The following is a 17,796-nucleotide window of genomic DNA, read 5'->3' on the forward strand; positions in this document are numbered from 1 at the left end:
ACAGATTTACGCAGCGCCTGTGTTCAGGGGGCTGCGGTTAAACTGGCGCTTTTTTGGCCAAACGGAAAACTCGTTATTTTTCAGTACGTTATTATCGATCTATCGCGCATGCCGGTTTGCGACAGATTGTCATAAGCGCTTGACAAGGGCTGAGGCGAAATGTGCACAAGTTTGGCGCAGTAGTGCGCAAGCGCCCCGAAATGCACATGAGGAGACTCTAAAACCGCTCGCTTCGGAACTTTTCAGCATTAATCGGGTATCGCCTGCGCTAATCAGGAGCAGATCGCATCCGGGCGTCTACCCGGCTTATGCTAGGTCATCGATTTCTACGGGACGGCTCATGACCAAGCGACGAAAACTCCTCGTCTGGGCGGTTGCTGGCGTGGCTTTGCTCGTTTTGGGCGCAGGGATTTACGGTAGCCTTCGCTGGCAACAATTCAAGCGTGAACAGGGCATCGTCTCGCTCGATATAAGTGGCGTGAGGCTGTCAGCCCAGCACGTGGCAGTCCGCGAAATCATTTTTGTTCGGCAGCCCTCAGCCGACGAACGGCAGGCCGTCACCCTCACGGAGCTCCGCCTTGATTTTGCCGATGCCTGGCGCCTGCTGCCGCTGCGGACGCTTTCCATCGATCATCTCGACGCCCAATGGCAGCCCGCACCTGTTGACGACGATGTCGAGGCCGACCAACCCGTGACGCTGCCTGACCGCCAGCAACTGGAGCGCTGGGCGACCTGGTTGCCGCGTGAGGGACAGATCAAATCGTTCGCCGTGACGATGCCATGCAGGAATTCCGACTGCACCGAACATGGGCAACTGGGCTGGCAGATTGCAGACATCCAACCGCTTGCTGCTTCATTTGACCTGCAATTGGATCATCTGGCCCATCGTCTCGAGCTACGCGTCAATGCCTCCGAGCAGCGGTCCGAAACCCACATTGATCTCGGGCTACTACTGGATGGACAGCAGCGGGTTTCCATGCAGAACCAGTTCGCTCCAGACGACGACTCGACCTTGTGGCGCGGAACGCTGGCAATGAGCGAGCTACCCGAAGCCCCATGGCTGCTGGAGTGGCTCAACAGGTGGCTGCCCTATGAACCCCAGACGCTGCCTGAACTGCCCGAGCAGATGCGGATCGGCGCAGGCTGGGCGACGCACATCGACACCACTGACCTGTCCCGCACCTGGGCCGCGCTGGATGGCGAGTTTCGGCTGTCTGCCAACCTGCCTGGGCCCTGGCCGGTTCTCGGCATCGGGCAGGTTCAGGGTCAACTGGATATCGCCGCCAAAGCCGACCAGGGCTTCTGGTTACCTACCGCGTTATCTGCGGATCTGCAGCTGCGCCCGGAGAAAGCGATTGCCGACGAACTGCCGGCGCCGCTGCGCCCGGCCGCCGTCAGCTTGAAAGTCACCCCGCGCTCGACGGGTACGACCGATGCGACGACGCTGCCCTTGCAGATTCAGGTGGCGACCGCCGGCCCCACGACCCTCTCGCTCGAGGGCCCCGTGCTGCTCAACACCGCCGACCCCTACTCCATGTCATTCGAAAAGACTCGACTACGCCTGCGCAGCCCGTCGCTGACAGAGCAGGACATCGTATTGAAGGGCCTCGACACGGACCTGCGCTTGAGCGGACAAGTCTCCCAGAACGCCGCCAGCATCCGCTTCGACAAGGACTCGAAGCTGGCCCTGAGCAGCCTTGCCAGCGGAGCGGATCTGGTCGCCAGCAACCTGCGGATAGAGCTTGCCGGGATCGGCATCGATGCCGCTTTCACCGATGGAAGGCTGCAGAACCTCGCGGCCAAGGGCAAGACAGCAGCGACCGTGGGCGAGTTGAAACACCCAGCACTACGCCCCCAGGGATGGCGCTGGAGCGGCACCCTGGCCGCGGATCAGTCGCAGCTCTCGCTGAATGGCCCGCTGAGCAATGATTCCGGTCTCACACTGCCGCTCACCCTTGCACAGAACCTGACCAACCGCTCGACTCGCCTCGACGTTACGCTCCCCGAAGTATTCCTGCGTGCCGGCAATCCCCTGGCCGCCACCCTTGCCCAATGGCCGCAGGCGCTGGAGTTGAGCAATGGCCGGCTACAGGGCCAGGCACAGCTGAACGTGCCGGCGAGCGGCCCGCTCGGCGCTACTGCTGCAATCAGTGCAAAGGGGCTGGGCGGGATCTACGACCGTACCGAGCTGAGCGGGCTGGATGCCGAGCTGTCGGCCACGTTGCAGCGCGATCAGCTTCGGTTGGATATCACCGAGCTGACACTGCGCGAGGCCAACCCGGGCTTCACCTTTGGTCCGCTACGATTCAATGGCGAGTTTCTCGCTCCCCTGGATAATCTCGCCAAAGGACGCCTCGCCTGGAGCATCGCCGAAGTGCGGTTATTGGGCGGACGCCTCTGGCTCGAGCCCGGCGCTGCCGACCTTGCCGCAGATACCCAGCGGCTGCAGGCGCATCTTCGTGGCCTGCAATTACCCCTGTTGCTCGAAGCTTACCCAGCGGACGGTCTGACCGGCACCGGCGTGATCGACGGCAACATGCTGCTACAGCGGGCCGAAGCCGGGATCAGCATCGAGCAAGGCTCGCTCAAGGCTCGGGAGCCGGGTGGTGCACTGCAGTTCCGCTCGGCGAAAATCCAGGCGCTGGGCCAGTCCAACCCGGCCATGCGCCTGGTAACCGAAGCACTCGATGACTTCCACTACGATCTGCTCTCCAGCGACCTGCACTACGGAGCGGACGGAAAGCTGGACCTGGGCTTGAAGCTGCACGGGCGCAACCCGGCGCTGGAAGGAGGACGACCGATCAACTTCTCGATCAACCTCGAGGAAGACATCCCCGCCTTGCTGACCAGTCTGCAATTGTCCGACCGCGTCAGCGAAACCATACAACGACGCGTGCAGGAGCGCCTTAGATGAGGCACTGTAGCGGCGACACCGATCAGGAGAAGACGGTCATGCGGTTGTGCAATCCCATCAGCATTCTGGCACTGGCGCTCTTGGCCAGCGCCTGCACCCCTCGGGTGGAACTGGCCGTGCCCAACGAGCCGATCAACATCAATCTCAACGTCAAGATCGAGCACGAGATCTACATCAAGGTCGACAAGCAGCTCGATTCGATCATCAACGAAGACAGCGGACTGTTCTGACCATGAAAACCTATCTGAAACTCGGAACCCTGCTCATGGCGCTGTGCCTCGCCCTGCCGGCTGCCGCCATGTCACTCAACGAAGCCATGTCGGCGCTGGGCCAGGCCAAGGCCAGCGGGCAGCTTGGCGAACGGCCGGACGGCTACCTTGGCGTCGTCGAGTCAAGCGGTCAGGCAGAAGAAATCGCCAGCCAGATCAACCAGGCGCGGCGTGCTGAATACCATCGGTTGGCACAGAAGAATGGCATCAAGGTCAGCGACGTTGAAGCCATTGCCGGCAAGAAGGCCATCGAGAAGACGCCTTCCGGCCAGATCATTCAGCTCAACGGAAGCTGGGTGAGGAAATAAACCTGACCGCAGAGGCGGCACACGCGCCGTCTCTGCGCTTGCCTCAGGGCTTCATGTCGTCGCGCATAGCCTTTACATCACCCGTGGACACCGGCTCGGCCGCGTTACCCCAGCTATTGCGAACGTAGGTCAGGACTGCGGCGATGTGCTCATCCGACATATTCCATGCGAAAGATGGCATTGCGGGCCCCGTGGGTGCGGCGTCCGTAGCAACCGCACGACTGCCAGCGAGAACCACCCGAATCAACGACGTTGCATCCCGACTGTTGACCAGCGGCGCCTGCGCCAGGCGCGGGAACAGGTTGGTGATGCCCTCCCCATCCGGAGTATGACAAGCCGAGCACTGATCTTCGTAGATGAGCGAGCCCGTGCGCATGGTCGCGTCCTCTGCAGCCAACGGCTCTGGCCGAGGCTGTTGCTCATCGCCCAAGCTCTTGATGTATGTGGCCACCGCAGAAAGATCTTCATCTTTCCAGTGCTGGGTCGAGTGCTCCACCGCCTCGGCCATGGGGCCGGAGGCCATATCGAAGCGGTTGGCGCCCGTTTTCAGGTAATGAACGATTTCCGCCTCGCTCCAACTGCCCAGCCCGGCATGAGCGTTGCCGGTGATATCCGGTGCCATCCAGCCTTGCAAGGCACTGCCGGTGAGGAACTCGTCACCCTTGTCGCCACCAATCAGGCTCTTGGGTGTATGGCAGCTGCCACAGTGACCCAGGCCCTGAACCAGGTAAGCGCCTCGATTCCACTCGGCGGATTGATCAGGGTCCGGCTCGTATTCACCCTCCTCGAATGCCAGCCAGTTCCATGCGATCAGACTTGCTCGAATGTTGAACGGGAACGGCAGCTGATTGGTTTCAACTTCATGCCTGACTGGTTCCAGGGAATTCAGATAGGCCCACAGCGCGCGATTGTCCTCACGTGTCACCTTGGTATACGCCGTATAAGGCATTGCCGCGTAGAGGCGTTTGCCACCCCGGGCGTGGCCGTTGGACATGGTGTTCTGGAAGTCTTCGAACGACCAGCGCCCAATGCCGGTATCAGGGTCCGGGGTGATATTGGCCCCCAGCACCGTGCCAAACGGCGTGTCGATGGCCACACCACCGGCAAAGGCTGGCTGGCCAGGTAACGAGTGGCAGGCGGTGCAGTCGCCCAGCACCGCTAGGTAACGTCCACGCGCCACCAGATCATAGGAGTCGCTACCATCGCCTGCCTGCGCCAAGCTTGCAGTGAGGCCGAGCATGCCGGCGTACAAAACGGGAAGAGTCCTCATACGGCGATCATCTCCCCTGGATTTTTCAGATAGAGCCGGCGAATCGCGTCGGCCGCCTTGAATGCCAGCGCACCAACCGTCCCGGTTGGGTTATAGCCAGGGTTTTGCGGGAAAGCGCTCGCCCCAACGACGAACAGATTCGGAACATCCCAGACCTGCAAATGTTTGTTGACCGAGCTAGTGGAAGGGTCGGCCCCCATGACGAAGCCGCCGACCACATGGGATGACTGATACGGGCCGCTGTTCCAGTGTCCGTCCTGGTAGGTCTTGACCACATGCCGGGGATTCATTGGCGCGGCGATTTCGGCCAGCTTTTCGATCGAGAAGCGCGACATTTTGCGATCGTTCTCGGAAAAATCGAAGGTGATACGCAGCAGCGGTCGGCCATGCGGATCAGTGTAGGTCGGGTCCAGCGACAGATAATTGCTGCGTGTGGTGTAGCTGCTCGCCTCACAGCCGATGGACATCGTGCTGAGGTAATTGTCGACCGTGGCCTGCTTCCATTTCGAGCCCCAGCGCGGGGTGCCCGGCGGCACCGGACGCGTGCCGATCGGCGATGCCCCAACCGGAGTGACCCGGATACTGCCGCCACCAAAGAAACCCAGTCCCGAGTGATCGAAATTGTCATTGTTGAACTCGTCAATACCCATCCCGACCGCGCCGGCACCAATGAAGGGGTTGAAGTTCTTGTTGTCGAAGAACAGCTGCACGCTGTTCGCTGTCTGGTAGGCGTAGTTGCGCCCGGTAGTGCCGGTATTGGTAACCGGGTCGTAGGGTTGACCAACCCCCGAGAGCAGCATCAGGCGTACGTTTTCGAACGTGAAGGCGCTGACAATCACCAGGTCCGCCGGTTGCTCGTACTGGTTGCCAGAGGTATCGACATAAACCACGCCGGTGGCGCGCTTGCCGCTGGAGTCGAGGGTAACGCGCAGCGCTTCGGCGTGAGTGACCGCCGTGAAATTAGGCTTGCGCATCAGCGCCGGCAGTACGTTGACGATCGCGCTGGCCTTGGAATAGTTGGCGCACCCGTAATTGGTGCAGAAGCCGCAGAAGGTACAAGGCCCCATGGTGACGCCGAGTTGATTGGTATACGCCTGAGAGGCCAGCGATGACGGCACCGGGAAAGGCTTGTAGCCCAGCTCGCGCACCGTTTCGGCAAACAGGGTGGGACCGAATGGCTGCGCCAGCGGTGGCGTCGGGTACTCGATCGAACGACTGCCTTCGAAAGGATTGCCGCCCTCCTGAAGTTCACCGTTCAGATTGCCTGCCTTGCCTGACGTACCGGCCAGGCGCTCGAACGCGCTGTAGTGCGGCTCCATTTCGGCCCAGTCAGTACCCCAGTCCTGCAGCACCAGCTCATCGGGTATGGCATCGGCGCCATAGCGCTCGGTCAGGTGGCTCTTGAGGCGAAACTCCTCGGGCTGGAAGCGAAAAGTGATGCCGGCCCAATGATTGCCGGCACCGCCGACACCGTTACCGGGGTGGAACGAACCCCAATCGCGCATGGGCAGCGCCGTTTGGGAAGGGCTGTTGCGCACCGTGACGGCGTTCTGCATCGGCCGCAGCATCAGTTCCTGACGGCGCAAGTAGCGCAATTCATCGGTCACCGAAGCAATGTTGAAATCGCGCGCCGTGTCGCGCCAGGGGCCCCGTTCGAGGGCGATGACATCGAGCCCCTCATCGGCCAGTTCATTGGCTATGATCGATCCGGCCCAGCCCAGTCCGATGACCACGACGTCTGTTGAAGGAAGCTTCTTGATCATTTCGACGCCCTCGCATTCCAGGAGTCGCCGCCAATGATCGATAACGGCACCAGGTCGAGCTTCTGGTTATGCAGCGTGATGTAGCGACGGTAGTCATATCGCGCGCCGGGAAAACCGATCATTTTCCAGGACACCATGTCGCGGTTGCCGCCGTAGATCGGGTCCCCGAAAAAACCTTCCATGGTGTTCCCGAGCACCTGTTCGAAGAACAGTTTCGAGTCCATGCCTTCAAGAGCGATACCGCCCTCCTCCAAGTCGGCGAGCAGTCCATCCTGCTGCTCAGCTGTAAGGCCACTAAACGACTGCTGATGGCGCGACTGACATAATTTTTCGAGCCCAGTGAGTCCCAGCCGCACACGTTCTCTCGGCGTGAAACGGGATTGATCGCCCTGCTCCGGTGTTCCTTCCTGAAAAGGCGCAGCCATGTAGAGACGGCTGGCATCGCCATAACTGCCTGCGAGCTGCCGATCCATGAACACTACACAGCCCGCGTCACTGCCGCTGACGCTGAGCTGATCGGCCGGAACAAGCCGATCCACGATAGCAGTCACCTCGCGAACCTCGTCTTCAGTGAAGAACCGCCAACCCGGCGAGTCGTAATGCATGGGGCCGTTGTGATTGAACGGCTGCCAGGGAGGAATGCCAGTGAGCGTTGCGGCTTTGGCAGTCGCCGCAGCGCCGGCAGCCAGGCCTGTTATTGACGAAAAAATCAGCTGACGACGAGTCAGTCCATGAGGAGTGTTCTGTTTCATGCGGGGCCCCTTGAAGTGATGTGCAGACCGAACTGGCCATGCACTCACCAGACTGGCGAAACGAGGAACTATCGAGATCAATCAACTATTGCTCGCCGATGCCTAGATTTCGTCTGGGTACTCAAGGGACTGCTCGTGAAATATTTTGTTTCATTAAATTTTGTTTATCGGCTTTCGTGGCACGCAATCTAACTCTGCAGAGCGGACCTCTCAGAACCAAGTCGACACCGTCAAAGAGCCGAACTGGTCGTGTTCGTCCTGCCCCTGAAATTCCCGCGTACGCCAGACGCTGGCAAACGCCAGCTGCCAGCTGTTCCAGGTCAGCGCCACACCAGCTTTTGCATCCCCGACCCATTCGTTCGGGTCCACCGAATGGCTGCTGTTGAAGGTATTGCCCTCAAGCAACATGTTCTGCGCCATGTACCGGCCTTCCACGTTGGCAAAGAGGCTCCAGGCGAACCCACCGCCTTGATCGAAAAACATGCTTCCGCTCTGCGCCGGTGCCACTGCGGGAATGCTGAAACTGCGCGCTAAACCTTGCCCGAAGCGAAATCCGAATCCTGCAGAGCCGTAAGTGTAGAGATTGCCCAGAGCAAATCCGGCGCTCGGCCCGTACTCGAACTCCAGCCCGCCCAAGCGCTGCTGCAACCACCAGCGGTGCTGATAAGCAAGGTTGATGAAGGGTTCGTTGCGCAGCTGATTGTCCCAGCCACGCGGCTCGTCGCTATTGGTGATCTCATGCACCCGACGCTGGATCTTCCTACCGCCAGCGGCAGGGCCGACAATACCCATATCCAGATGCAAGCCACTTGCGCCTCGCCAGCCCTGATGTTGGTCATCGGAGAAGATCGACATGCCCGCAAACAGCAGCGCCGCATAAGGGCGGTCGTCCTCAATCAGTCCTTCTCGGTCAATATCATCGGGGGTATAGAGCTGATGTCCCAACCGGTAGGCAACATTATCGACCTGATCGGCACGCCAGCCCGGCATGAACTCTGCAAACCGTCGGGACCAGTGATCAGCATCAGGCTGGAATGAGCGCATCAGCTCGAAGCCGTTGGTGTAGTGACCGTCACTGCCGGTGGAGATGATGTCGTTTTCTATTTTCAGCGAGTAGAGATCCGCCTGACTTACCAGCGGAACGCAGGCAGTGATGACAGCGAGAGAGATGCGTGCGCGCAGCTGCGGAATGGTCATAGCCCAGCTCCTTTACATACAAAAAGAAATGTATCCGTATGTTTTAGAGGTGGGGGTTTATAAAACGTTCGCCGTGAGGACTCAGCGTCAGTAGTTTCAGGTCCCGATAATGCCGCCGTCATTCTTGGTAATGAGGACGGTGGAGGATCGTGGGCGCGTCTTACCATCACTGGCAGGGAAGCTCAGCTCCGGATGCTGCACGTTGATCCACATGGCGCGGTAATCCGGGCTCCAGGTGATGCCAGTGATTTCGCACCCGCGCGGTCCGACCAGAAAGCGGCGCACTTCACGCGTGCGCGGGTCGGCGCAGAGGAGCTGGTTGGTGCCCATGGCCTGCATTACGGATTCCTCGTCGCCGTAGTCCGTCTCGATCCACAAGCGCCCCGCCTCGTCGAACGCCAGGCCGTCTGGCGAAGAGAAGATGTCGCCGTTGATGGTGCCGGTAAGATTGGCCGGCACCGGCTGCCCGTTCGCATCCTTGGCGCCTGGCTGCTCGCCAGCCAGTAGAAAGATCTCCCAGGTGAAAGCAGTCGCGGTCGGGTCGGCGCCCTCCTCGTTCCAGCGCAGGATCTGGCCGTGCAGGTTGTTCGGCCGGGGGTTGGCCTTATCGACTGGCTGCTTTACGCCGCGGCCATCGTTGTTGGTCAGGGTCACATAGACCTCACGACTGCGAGGATGCACCGCCACCCACTCAGGCCGGTCCATGGGCGTCGCGCCCAACTTATCGGCTGCTGCGCGGGCATTGAGCAGCACCTCGGCCTGGTCTGCGAAGCCATTTTCGGAAGTCAGGCCATTCTGCCCGTGGACCAGCGCCAACCACTCGCCGCTGCCGTCGGCATTGAAGCGCGCCACGTAAACGGTGCCACTGTCGAGCAGCTGGCGGTTGGCCTGATCAGCGCCCGGCACGTAGCGCCCGCTGGGCACGAACTTGTAGACGTACTCACCTTTGGTGTCGTCGCCGGAATAAAAGGCCATGCGCCCATCTTCGCCAAGCGATAGCACCGAGCATTCTCGGCAATACCGGCCGAGGGCGGTGCGCTTCACCGGCTTGCTCTCTGGGTCGAACGGATCGACCTCGACGACCCAGCCGAACCGGTTCGGCTCATGCACATGACCGCCGTGAGGTTGCGTTGGGTCCGGCGTGGCATTGAAACGGGCGTCGGCGGTCTCCCAGCCATACAGCTTGCTCATGCCCTTGCCCTCGATGCCGTAACGCCTGTGCGATACACGCTGGGCCATGTCGGCGACATCATGGTTGACGAAGTAGTTGTGCCAGTTCTCTTCGCACACCAGATAGGTGCCCCACGGCGTGAAACCGCTGGAGCAGTTGTTCAGCGTGCCGATGATCTCGCGACCGCTCGGATCGGAAGCGGTCTTGAAGGCATCGTTGCCAGCCAGCGGGCCGCCGACTGCCATCGGCGTCATGCCCGAGATGCGGCGGTTGTAGCGTGACGGCATGACCCGTTGCCATCGGCCCTGTGCATCCTTTTTCACTTCGATGACGCTGACGCCGTGGGCCGCCTGCTCTTTGCGCACCTCATCCAGCGGGCGCTTGCCATCGGTGAACGTCATGCCGTTGGGATGCAGCGGCGGGTTGACGTATTCGTGGTTCATCACCAATAGGCCGTGGCTGTCGGGGTTCTCCGCGAACGGGAAGAAATGCATGCCATCGTGGTTGTCGCCGGCCTGCTTGAGCTGCGCCTGCCAATCGTCGCTGGCATCGGGGTTCCATTCCGGAGCGTCGGCCAGCACGGCGTCGCCCCAGGAGAAGAAGGTCCGCGCGCTGTAACCGGGCGCCACCTGCACCCCGTCGAATGTCGGATCGAGCTGAGTAGGAAGGCCGCTGAAGCCAATCAGCGAATCGCTCTGCACCGCACCACGACAGGCACCCAGACTGCCGCCGAGAAAACCCAGGGCGGCAAATCCCATGCCGCCCTTGAGGAGGTTACGGCGACTGCGGTCGACCACCTGCCCCAACGTCGCATTGCCACTGGGGTTGATCGCCTCATCGTCGAGGGCGGAAAGGTCGGCGTGAAAACTCTGAAAATCCTGTTTCATCAATGGCTCGTCTGGCAAATGGCTCTACTGCGCATCACTGGATGCGGTAATGAAAGGTGTTCTTTACTTCGGGGACGGCCACCGGGCGACCGTCGATGATTCGGGGCTGGTAGCGAAAGCTCTTGGCAGCTGTGAGCGAAGGTCGGATGAACAGTGGATGGCAATCGTCCAGCGCCTTGGGGTTCTCGATTCGCCCTTGCGGATTGACCGAGTAACTCACCGTACAACTGCCTTCAATGCCCTTGTCCAGCGCACGTGACGGATAGGCTGGCGCATCCTTGGCAATGGGCAGGTACTGGCGACTGGCGGCCGCCTCGGCTTCAGCCTGACGCGCCCGCTCGGCGGCGGCTGTCGCCTCAGCCTGGGCCGCCTGCTCACGTTGCTGCGCGTCACGGGCTAACTGCTCGCGGCGCTCAGCTTCACGCTGCTGACGTTCGGCTTCAACGCGCTCCTGGCTCTCGCGCTCCAGCTGCTCTTTGCGTCGCTGTTCTCTAGCACGCTGCTCTTCGATGCGACGCTCTTCGTCCAACCGCTCCTGCTCGGCGCGCTTGTATGCGAGCTCAGCCTGCTCCAGACGCTGCTGTTCGATTCGTGGATCGATCTGCGGTTCCTCGATGACTTTTTCAACGACCTCCTCGACCACCGCTTCAGCCGGCGCAGGTGTTGGCTCAGGCTCGACTGGCGTGTCTGCTACCGGTTCAGGCGACGGCAGGCTGACCAGCTGCGTCTTCAGTACCTGCGTGGCTGCGGGCGCGCTCAGTTCGGGTGTCCAGCCGTGCAGCAGCAAGCCGGCGACCGCCGCATGCAATGCCAAGGTCACCGCTGCTGCACTGGCATGGCTGCGCCACGGCGCACGGGCGACGGGAAAGCTCGCGGGCAACGTCATGGCCAGGCTGCTCATGGCGCCGTCTGCCCAGGCGGCGCCTCGGTGATCAGACCAAGATTCACCACGCCCCCACGCTGCAGCTCGGCAATCCCGGCCACCACACGACCGTAATCCGCAGCGTCATCGGCACGCACGTAGACCTGGGTGTCACCGCGAGCTGCGATGATCGCTGCAACCTTATCGCGCATTTCTTCCAGATTGATGGCGCTGTCGGTCTGGTCCTCGGCATTCAGCTCGCTGCCGAGATTCCAGTAGAAGCCCCCATCGGCCTTGACCGATAACGTGAGGATCTGCCGCTCGTTTTCTGCGGGCATGGCCTCGGCGGCGACCTTGGGCAGTTCGATCTTCACGCCCTGCACCAGCATCGGCGCGGTGACCATGAAGATCACCAGCAGCACCAGCATCACGTCGATGTAGGGCACCACATTCATTTCGGCCTTGGGGCCGTGTTTACGCTGCGGCTTGACCAACATGGCTTGGCTCCTATCAGGCGGCTACGGCGACGTTGGGCGAACCGGCATGCAGGCGACGATGCAGACGCGCCTGCAGCTCGTTGGCAAAGCTGTAGTAGCGTGCGCTCAGGGTTTGCCCTCGGGCGGAGAAGCGGTTGTAGGCCATCACCGCCGGGATCGCCGCAAACAGGCCGATAGCCGTGGCAATCAGCGCTTCGGCGATGCCCGGTGCAACGGTTGATAGTGTCGCCTGCTGGACCATCGACAAACCAAGGAATGAGTTCATGATGCCCCAGACAGTGCCGAACAGCCCGATATAGGGGCTGACTGAGCCGACCGTGGCAAGGAATTGAAGCCCGGTTTCTAGCCGCTCTTCCTGCTCGGAGATGGCGACGTAAAGACTGCGCTCGACGCCCTCGATCACCGCATCGGGAGCGATGCCTGGCTCGCGCTGCAGCTGGCTGAACGCCTGGTAACCGGCAAGAAAGATGCTCTGCAGCGCAGCCTCGCGAGGAAGTGTCTGCGCGTCACCTTCGCGATACAGCTGCGCCAGCTCGCCGCCGCTGCGAAAGCGCTGCAGAAAGTCTTTCAGCAAACGTTCACTACGGCGCAGCGCGGTGCCGCGCTGGATGATCAGGTACCAGCTGGCAACGGAAGCCAGCACCAGCGTGACCATTACCAGTTGTACGACCAGGCTGGCCTCGGTGACCAAGCCCCAGACCGACATGTGTTCACTTTGCATCGGTGTTCCTCCGGCCGCCCTATATGACGGCGCTCATTGAATGTGCTGGGGGGTTACGCTCGATGACAGCACTGCGTAACCCTGTGGTTAAGCCGCAATCAGTCCAGGCCCAACGCCTCGGCAACCGCAGTCCAGGGCACGTACTTGTAGTTCTGCGCGCCCTCGGGCATGCGCTTGCGGCCGTCCTGAACCACCAGCATCCCGCGGCTCCAGACTCCACCCAAATTGGCCGAGGTCACTTCAAGACCGTCGGTTTCCGAAGCGCCGTCGATGCCGAGTTCGGCGTTCAAGCCAACCCGAAAAGCGCCGCGCACGGCATAGGGCGCCTGGGCGTCGAGCACCAGATAGCTGTCGTTGCCTTGACTGGAGATCACCAGGTAGTCAGCGTTTTCACCCTGGTACAGCGCAAGACCCTCGACGTCGTCATGCAGCGGGCCGCCAACGTCGATGACTTTTCCCAGGGCCGCGGACGCATCGCCTTTCAAATCCAGCGTCCAGACCGCCGCGTCTTCCTCGCCCACGAACAACCGCTGATTACGGTCGTCTGCAACGCACCCTTCGGGCTGGCTGGCGACCTTGAACTGCCGCACCAGCTCGCCGCGCGGCGAGCCGCTTGAACCATCGAGGCGGTATTGCTGGAAAGTGCCGTCCTTGTCGTTGGCTATCGCATGAATATCGCCCTGGGCGTCCTTGAACATGCACAGGCCGTAGATTTCACCGAGCGGCGTGGGGATCTGACCGATATCGGTCAGCTCACCGTGGCGCGGATCAATGGCGAAAAGGTGCAGGCTGTTGTGGTTGCGATTGCTCGCCACGGCAAGGTCGATCCGCTTGCCGCCAAGGACGAAGCCGGGCCGCACGTCCACGTTGTTCAGCCGCCCGACCGGCAGATACTGCAGCTGCTTACCGGACAGGTCGTAAACGCCCAGCCCCCCCTTCTTGTCGGTGCCCAGCACCCGGCTGCGAGCCGGATCGGTCGGGTTGATCCAGATTGCCGGGTCATCCGCCGCATCGCCGAGATGTGGCACCGGATCGGTCTGAATCTGCGCCGGAATCACCGGGATAACCGGCGTCGCGGCGGGTACATCTGGTTGCCAGTCGATACTTGCCGCGTTCACGCCGCGCTCGTCGATGAGCAGCAGTTCGAGGCCGTGAGCGGTCGGCCTGGCACTGACCTGTTCCGGCTCGTCGAAGCCTTCCAGCGACAGCACTGCATGGCTACGCCAGGTGCCGCCATCGCGCCCATACAGATGCAGAGCGCCCGCTTCGGGGTCAAGAGCCAGCAAGCCACCCGGCACCAGCGCCATGCCGGCGGCGGCTTTGGCCATGCCCCCGAATGGCTGAACCATATCTACGGGATGACGCAGCAGCGGTGCTTCGGCATCGGCGGCGTAGCTCCAGAGGCCGACGGCTTCTTCATTGACGATGAGCTCGCCAGCACCATCGTCCACCTGGCAATGACCGCTTTCCGGCGGCAGGCTCAGCCCACGCACGCGCTTGGGCTGGGCCAGCAGGCGTTGTGTGGTAGCAACCAGCCACTGCTCGCCGATTCCTTCTTCGCCGACCAGAAAGACAAAACCGTTCTGCGCAGCATCGCGGTACAGGCACAGCCCTTCGATGGCGAAGCTGGTTTTCGGGATGAAGAGCGGCTGGCTCCAACGATGCTGGCGGTCCAATCCAACCAGCATCGCCTGCTGGCGCTTGCGGTCGAGTGTGGCGACCAGCAGTCCACGCTTTCCGACCCGGTGATCGAGCGCCTCGAAACGACCCTCGAATGCGCTGAGTACAACGCCATTGCCATCGAGTATCTGCAGGCCTCGCGAATCCGGCCAAACGACCAGCTGAGAGGCTGCAGGCATGAAATCAGAGTCACCAATCAGTTGAGCGCTTTCGGCGTCCAGCATTGCGGTTTCGGGCAGCGTCAGGCTTGGCGAAACAGGCTTACCGGGCTCACGCGCACCGGACTGGCAAGCTGCCAGCGCGATGCAAAGGCTCAGCAGCAAAGGTTTATGCAAGGTCACGTACATGGTTTTTCCAATCAGCAGCCGCCCGCCATCACCACCCAGCGGGAGGTCGTTCGATGGCGGGACGGCAAATGAATAAGGGGTCGGTTAGAAGTGCGTCAGGGTCAGGCCGAGCTTGTAGGTCGGACCGTATTCCTCGTACTGGGCGTTGTAGTTGCTACGCCCGGTGTAGACGAAGTAGGACTCGTCAGTGAGGTTGAGCGCCTCGACCGTCAACTGCAGGTTGGGCGTGATGAAGTACCCGGCCTTGAAATCGACGAACAGTTGCTCATCGGCATAGAGGTCATAGGCGGCGTCATCCACACCGGATACCTCGGCCAGATATTCGGATTTGTAGTTGGCCGCCAGACGCATGTTGAACACGTCATTTTCCCAGCCAACCATCAGGTTGCCGACGGTGTCGGAGTGGTTCGGCAGGTCGATACTGCGGCTACTGCCCTGGCCCTGGATGTCCGCGTCGGATTTACTGAAGGTGGCGTTGGCGCCCAGCAACACACCGTTCCAGGGAGCCGGCAGCCAGTCGAGCTTCTGCGAATAGGACAGCTCTACGCCGTAGAGCTTGGCACTGCTGCCGTTCTCGAAACTCAGCGCTTCGTCGAAGTCGGTCCACTGGCCGCTGCCCGCCAGATCGGTGTTGTAGATGAAGTTGTCGATGTCCTTGTAGAACAGATAGGCCGACACAGCGCCCGCGCGGCCCATGTAATGCTCGATGCCGAGGTCGTAGTTCATCGACTCCAGCGGCTTGAGGTCCGGGTTGCCGAACTCGGCATCCTCGCCGTCGATAACGAACCCTGGCGCCAGTTGCTCGAAGGTTGGACGCACCACGGTGTTGGTCCAGGCCGCACGCAGCAGGGTGTCGTCCGTCAGCTGGTAGCGAGCGTGCAAGCCCGGCAGCCAATGGTCATAGCGGTTATCGCTGGAAACAGCCTCGAATTCATCGTCGCGCAGCCCAGTGCCTTTGGCCTTGAACTCGGTGCCCTCGTAACGCAGTCCAGCGATGATGCGCCACTTGTCGAGGTCCAGGGTGTTCATGAAGTAGGCGGCGTTGATGTCCTCGCTCATGTCGAAGTCACCGATGCGCGACTGCTCTGCGTCATAGAACTCGCTGGCATCCAGCCCGCCAATCAGGCCTTCCAGGGCACCGGCGCTGATGCCTGAGCCAAAGCGGCCGAGCGCGTAGTCAACATTGCCAGCCTGGAAATCGGCCAGGGTCAGGTCATCGAAATCGTCGTAGGCCCAGACATCGACTTCGTTGCTCTTGTCGCGACGGCTGAGCTTGCTGCCGAACTTCGCCTGCGAGGCGTAGCCTGCAATGTCGTATTCACGGGCGAGATCCAGACGGATGTTCTTTTCTTTGTCACGCGCGTCGGTCTTCTCCCACTCCACCTCGTCCAGCTCGAAGCTGGCCGGATCATAGAAGGACGGATCGACCGTCAGCCGCGGCTTGCGCGTGCTGGAAAAGCCGACATCGCCGAAGTCACCTTCGAAGGTCGCGCCGGAGATGCCACCCGGGTTGCGCTCGCGAGCCTCGCTGTAACCCGCCTGACCACTGAGGGTCCACAGCCCCATCATGCGTTCGCCGCCAAACACGTAGGACTGGATGGTCTGGGTATCCTCGCGAGATTTCACCTCGCGCCAGCCCTCCGCATCGCCGAGCTCGCCGGCCAGCTGCGCGTCCTCGAACTCGATACCCGCCGCGTTGCGGGTCTCGGTGTCCTTGAAGCGGCTATAAAGCGTGCGCAGGTAGTAGCTGCTGACGTCGTCGGGCATGTAATCGAAGTTGAGACCGACCCCTGCGCGCTCACGGGTGATCTGGTAGTCACGCTGCTCCAGCTCGCCAAGTCGAGCGCCATCCTCGAAGTCCCAGGCGCCGCCGGTTTCGACGTTGTCCGAACCGAAGTCGCGCTCCTGCCAGCTCAGCGCCGCGGCAACACCGAAGTTGTCCACGCCGTCACCCAGACTGAAGCGGTTACTGAAGGCGCCGGAGAACTTTGGGCTGGTCTCGCCGACATTCTCGTCGTAGCTCCCTTCAGTGCTGAGGCTGTAGAACAGGCCGTCGTGATCGAAGGCGGACAGGCTCTCCACCTCGATGGTGCCGCCCAGGGAGTTGGCGTCAATGTCCGGCGTCAGCGTCTTCACCACCGACAGTGACTGCACCAGCTCGGAAGGCAGCACGTCCAGCGCAACGGCGCGACGGCCACTTTCCGGTGAAGGCACCAGGGTGCCGTTGATGGTGACGCTGTTCAGATCCGGCGCGATGCCGCGCACACTGACGAAGCGGCCTTCGCCCTGGTCGCGTTCGACCGACAGGCCGGGGATACGCTGTAGGGCTTCGGCGGCGTTGTCGTCCGGAAGCTGGCCGATGCCGTCGGCGTGCACCACGCTTTTCACGCTGTCGGAGCTGCGTTGTTCCTTCAGTGCTTCGTCGATGCTGACGGCCTGGCCGATCACTTCGACGTGCTCCATGACAAGCGGCTCCTCGGCCCAGGCCGAACCGGCGCTGATGGCCAGCGCCAGCAGGCTGATGCGAAATCCTGCATGACGAATGCCGCTGCGGTATGTGCTCATGAACAATCCCCCGAACGCTGTTTACCGGGTCCATCCCGGAACTGGAGCGGACGGTAGGTGGGGGATATGGCGGTTCTGTGACAGCGGTTTTTGCTGGGGCGCCAGATGGCGGTTATTGGGGTGGTTTGGGGTACGGATTGAGCTGATATGACCTGCCACCAGCTCGAGACGCAGCGCTCAGCCCGTAGGGTGGGCTTTAGCCCACCGCATGCACGGAGCCACTCCGTCACGGTGGGCTGAAACCCACCCTACGCTGCCGATATGACCTGTTCTGGTGATGGCGGGGTGACGCATTTGTGGGAGCTCGGTTCGTGCCGCTGCCCTTTTCGGCATGGTCTGAAATGCTGGTTTCGCCCTGCTGGGCGAGTCACTTTTTCCAAACGCTGAAAAAGTAACCAAAAACGCTGTGCCCCTGCATACGGCCCTGCGCTTCGCTCCGGGTTCGTTCGCTCCATCGCTGCTTCAGGGGTCGGCTTACAAGGGCCATCCATGGCCCTATAAGCCTTTCGCCGCATCCATGCGGCTCAACCCCTTACGCAACGATTCCACTCACCCTCCTGATGGGGCATTCGGCGTCGCTTATTGGTCTGTGT

Annotated in this window: 13 protein-coding genes; 3 read left to right on the forward strand and 10 right to left on the reverse strand. The window is 61.4% G+C overall.

Translation table 11 applies throughout. The features are described from left to right. Positions 1-340 precede the first annotated feature (340 nt). The 3 genes from NA619_RS19900 to NA619_RS19910 are packed head-to-tail and all read left to right on the forward strand — an operon-like array spanning position 341 to position 3,491. On the forward strand, positions 341-2,914 hold the full coding sequence (locus NA619_RS19900) for a YdbH domain-containing protein (protein WP_255963544.1): 2,574 nt from the start codon (positions 341-343) through the stop codon (positions 2,912-2,914). Positions 2,915-2,952: 38 nt separating this feature from the next. Next, positions 2,953-3,144, forward strand: a complete 192-nt coding sequence (locus NA619_RS19905) for a YnbE family lipoprotein (protein ID WP_255963558.1) — start codon at positions 2,953-2,955, stop codon at positions 3,142-3,144. 2 nt (positions 3,145-3,146) lie between these two features. Next, the gene (locus tag NA619_RS19910; RefSeq protein ID WP_255963545.1) at positions 3,147-3,491 is read left to right on the forward strand and encodes a YdbL family protein; all 345 of its coding nucleotides are present in this window, start codon (positions 3,147-3,149) and stop codon (positions 3,489-3,491) included. 43 nt (positions 3,492-3,534) lie between these two features. Here the strand turns inward: NA619_RS19910 and NA619_RS19915 are convergent, their stop codons facing one another. From NA619_RS19915 to NA619_RS19960, 10 genes are all read right to left on the reverse strand, one after another. Further along, a complete protein-coding gene (locus NA619_RS19915) occupies positions 3,535-4,761 on the reverse strand; it encodes a c-type cytochrome (RefSeq protein ID WP_255963546.1) in 1,227 nt (408 codons plus the stop codon). After that, on the reverse strand, positions 4,758-6,524 hold the full coding sequence (locus NA619_RS19920; RefSeq protein WP_255963547.1) for a GMC family oxidoreductase: 1,767 nt from the start codon (positions 6,522-6,524) through the stop codon (positions 4,758-4,760). Before NA619_RS19920 ends, NA619_RS19915 begins: the two co-directional genes overlap by 4 nt. Next, positions 6,521-7,276, reverse strand: a complete 756-nt coding sequence (locus NA619_RS19925; RefSeq protein WP_255963548.1) for a gluconate 2-dehydrogenase subunit 3 family protein — start codon at positions 7,274-7,276, stop codon at positions 6,521-6,523. Before NA619_RS19925 ends, NA619_RS19920 begins: the two co-directional genes overlap by 4 nt. Before the next feature lie 210 nt (positions 7,277-7,486). Further along, positions 7,487-8,473: a lipid A deacylase LpxR family protein gene (locus NA619_RS19930; RefSeq protein WP_255963549.1), complete on the reverse strand. Its 987-nt coding sequence runs from the start codon at positions 8,471-8,473 to the stop codon at positions 7,487-7,489. 96 nt (positions 8,474-8,569) lie between these two features. Continuing rightward, the gene (locus tag NA619_RS19935) at positions 8,570-10,531 is read right to left on the reverse strand and encodes a PhoX family protein (RefSeq protein WP_255963550.1); all 1,962 of its coding nucleotides are present in this window, start codon (positions 10,529-10,531) and stop codon (positions 8,570-8,572) included. A 34-nt stretch (positions 10,532-10,565) separates the two neighbouring features. Then, positions 10,566-11,432 (reverse strand): energy transducer TonB, encoded by an 867-nt coding sequence (locus NA619_RS19940; protein ID WP_255963551.1) that lies wholly within the window; start codon positions 11,430-11,432, stop codon positions 10,566-10,568. Then, positions 11,429-11,890 carry a protein TolR gene (gene tolR / locus NA619_RS19945; protein ID WP_255963552.1) on the reverse strand — a complete coding sequence of 154 codons (462 nt, stop codon included), beginning with the start codon at positions 11,888-11,890 and terminating at the stop codon, positions 11,429-11,431. Before tolR ends, NA619_RS19940 begins: the two co-directional genes overlap by 4 nt. A gap of 13 nt (positions 11,891-11,903) precedes the next feature. Then, positions 11,904-12,611, reverse strand: a complete 708-nt coding sequence (gene tolQ / locus NA619_RS19950; RefSeq protein WP_255963553.1) for a protein TolQ — start codon at positions 12,609-12,611, stop codon at positions 11,904-11,906. A gap of 98 nt (positions 12,612-12,709) precedes the next feature. Further along, positions 12,710-14,638: a phytase gene (locus NA619_RS19955; protein ID WP_255963554.1), complete on the reverse strand. Its 1,929-nt coding sequence runs from the start codon at positions 14,636-14,638 to the stop codon at positions 12,710-12,712. 84 nt (positions 14,639-14,722) lie between these two features. After that, positions 14,723-17,203, reverse strand: coding sequence for a TonB-dependent receptor (locus tag NA619_RS19960; protein ID WP_255963555.1), 2,481 nt, complete (start codon positions 17,201-17,203; stop codon positions 14,723-14,725). Positions 17,204-17,796: the final 593 nt, after the last annotated feature.

The organism is Stutzerimonas stutzeri (assembly GCF_024448895.1).
Taxonomy (GTDB): Bacteria; Pseudomonadota; Gammaproteobacteria; order Pseudomonadales; family Pseudomonadaceae; genus Stutzerimonas; species Stutzerimonas stutzeri_Q.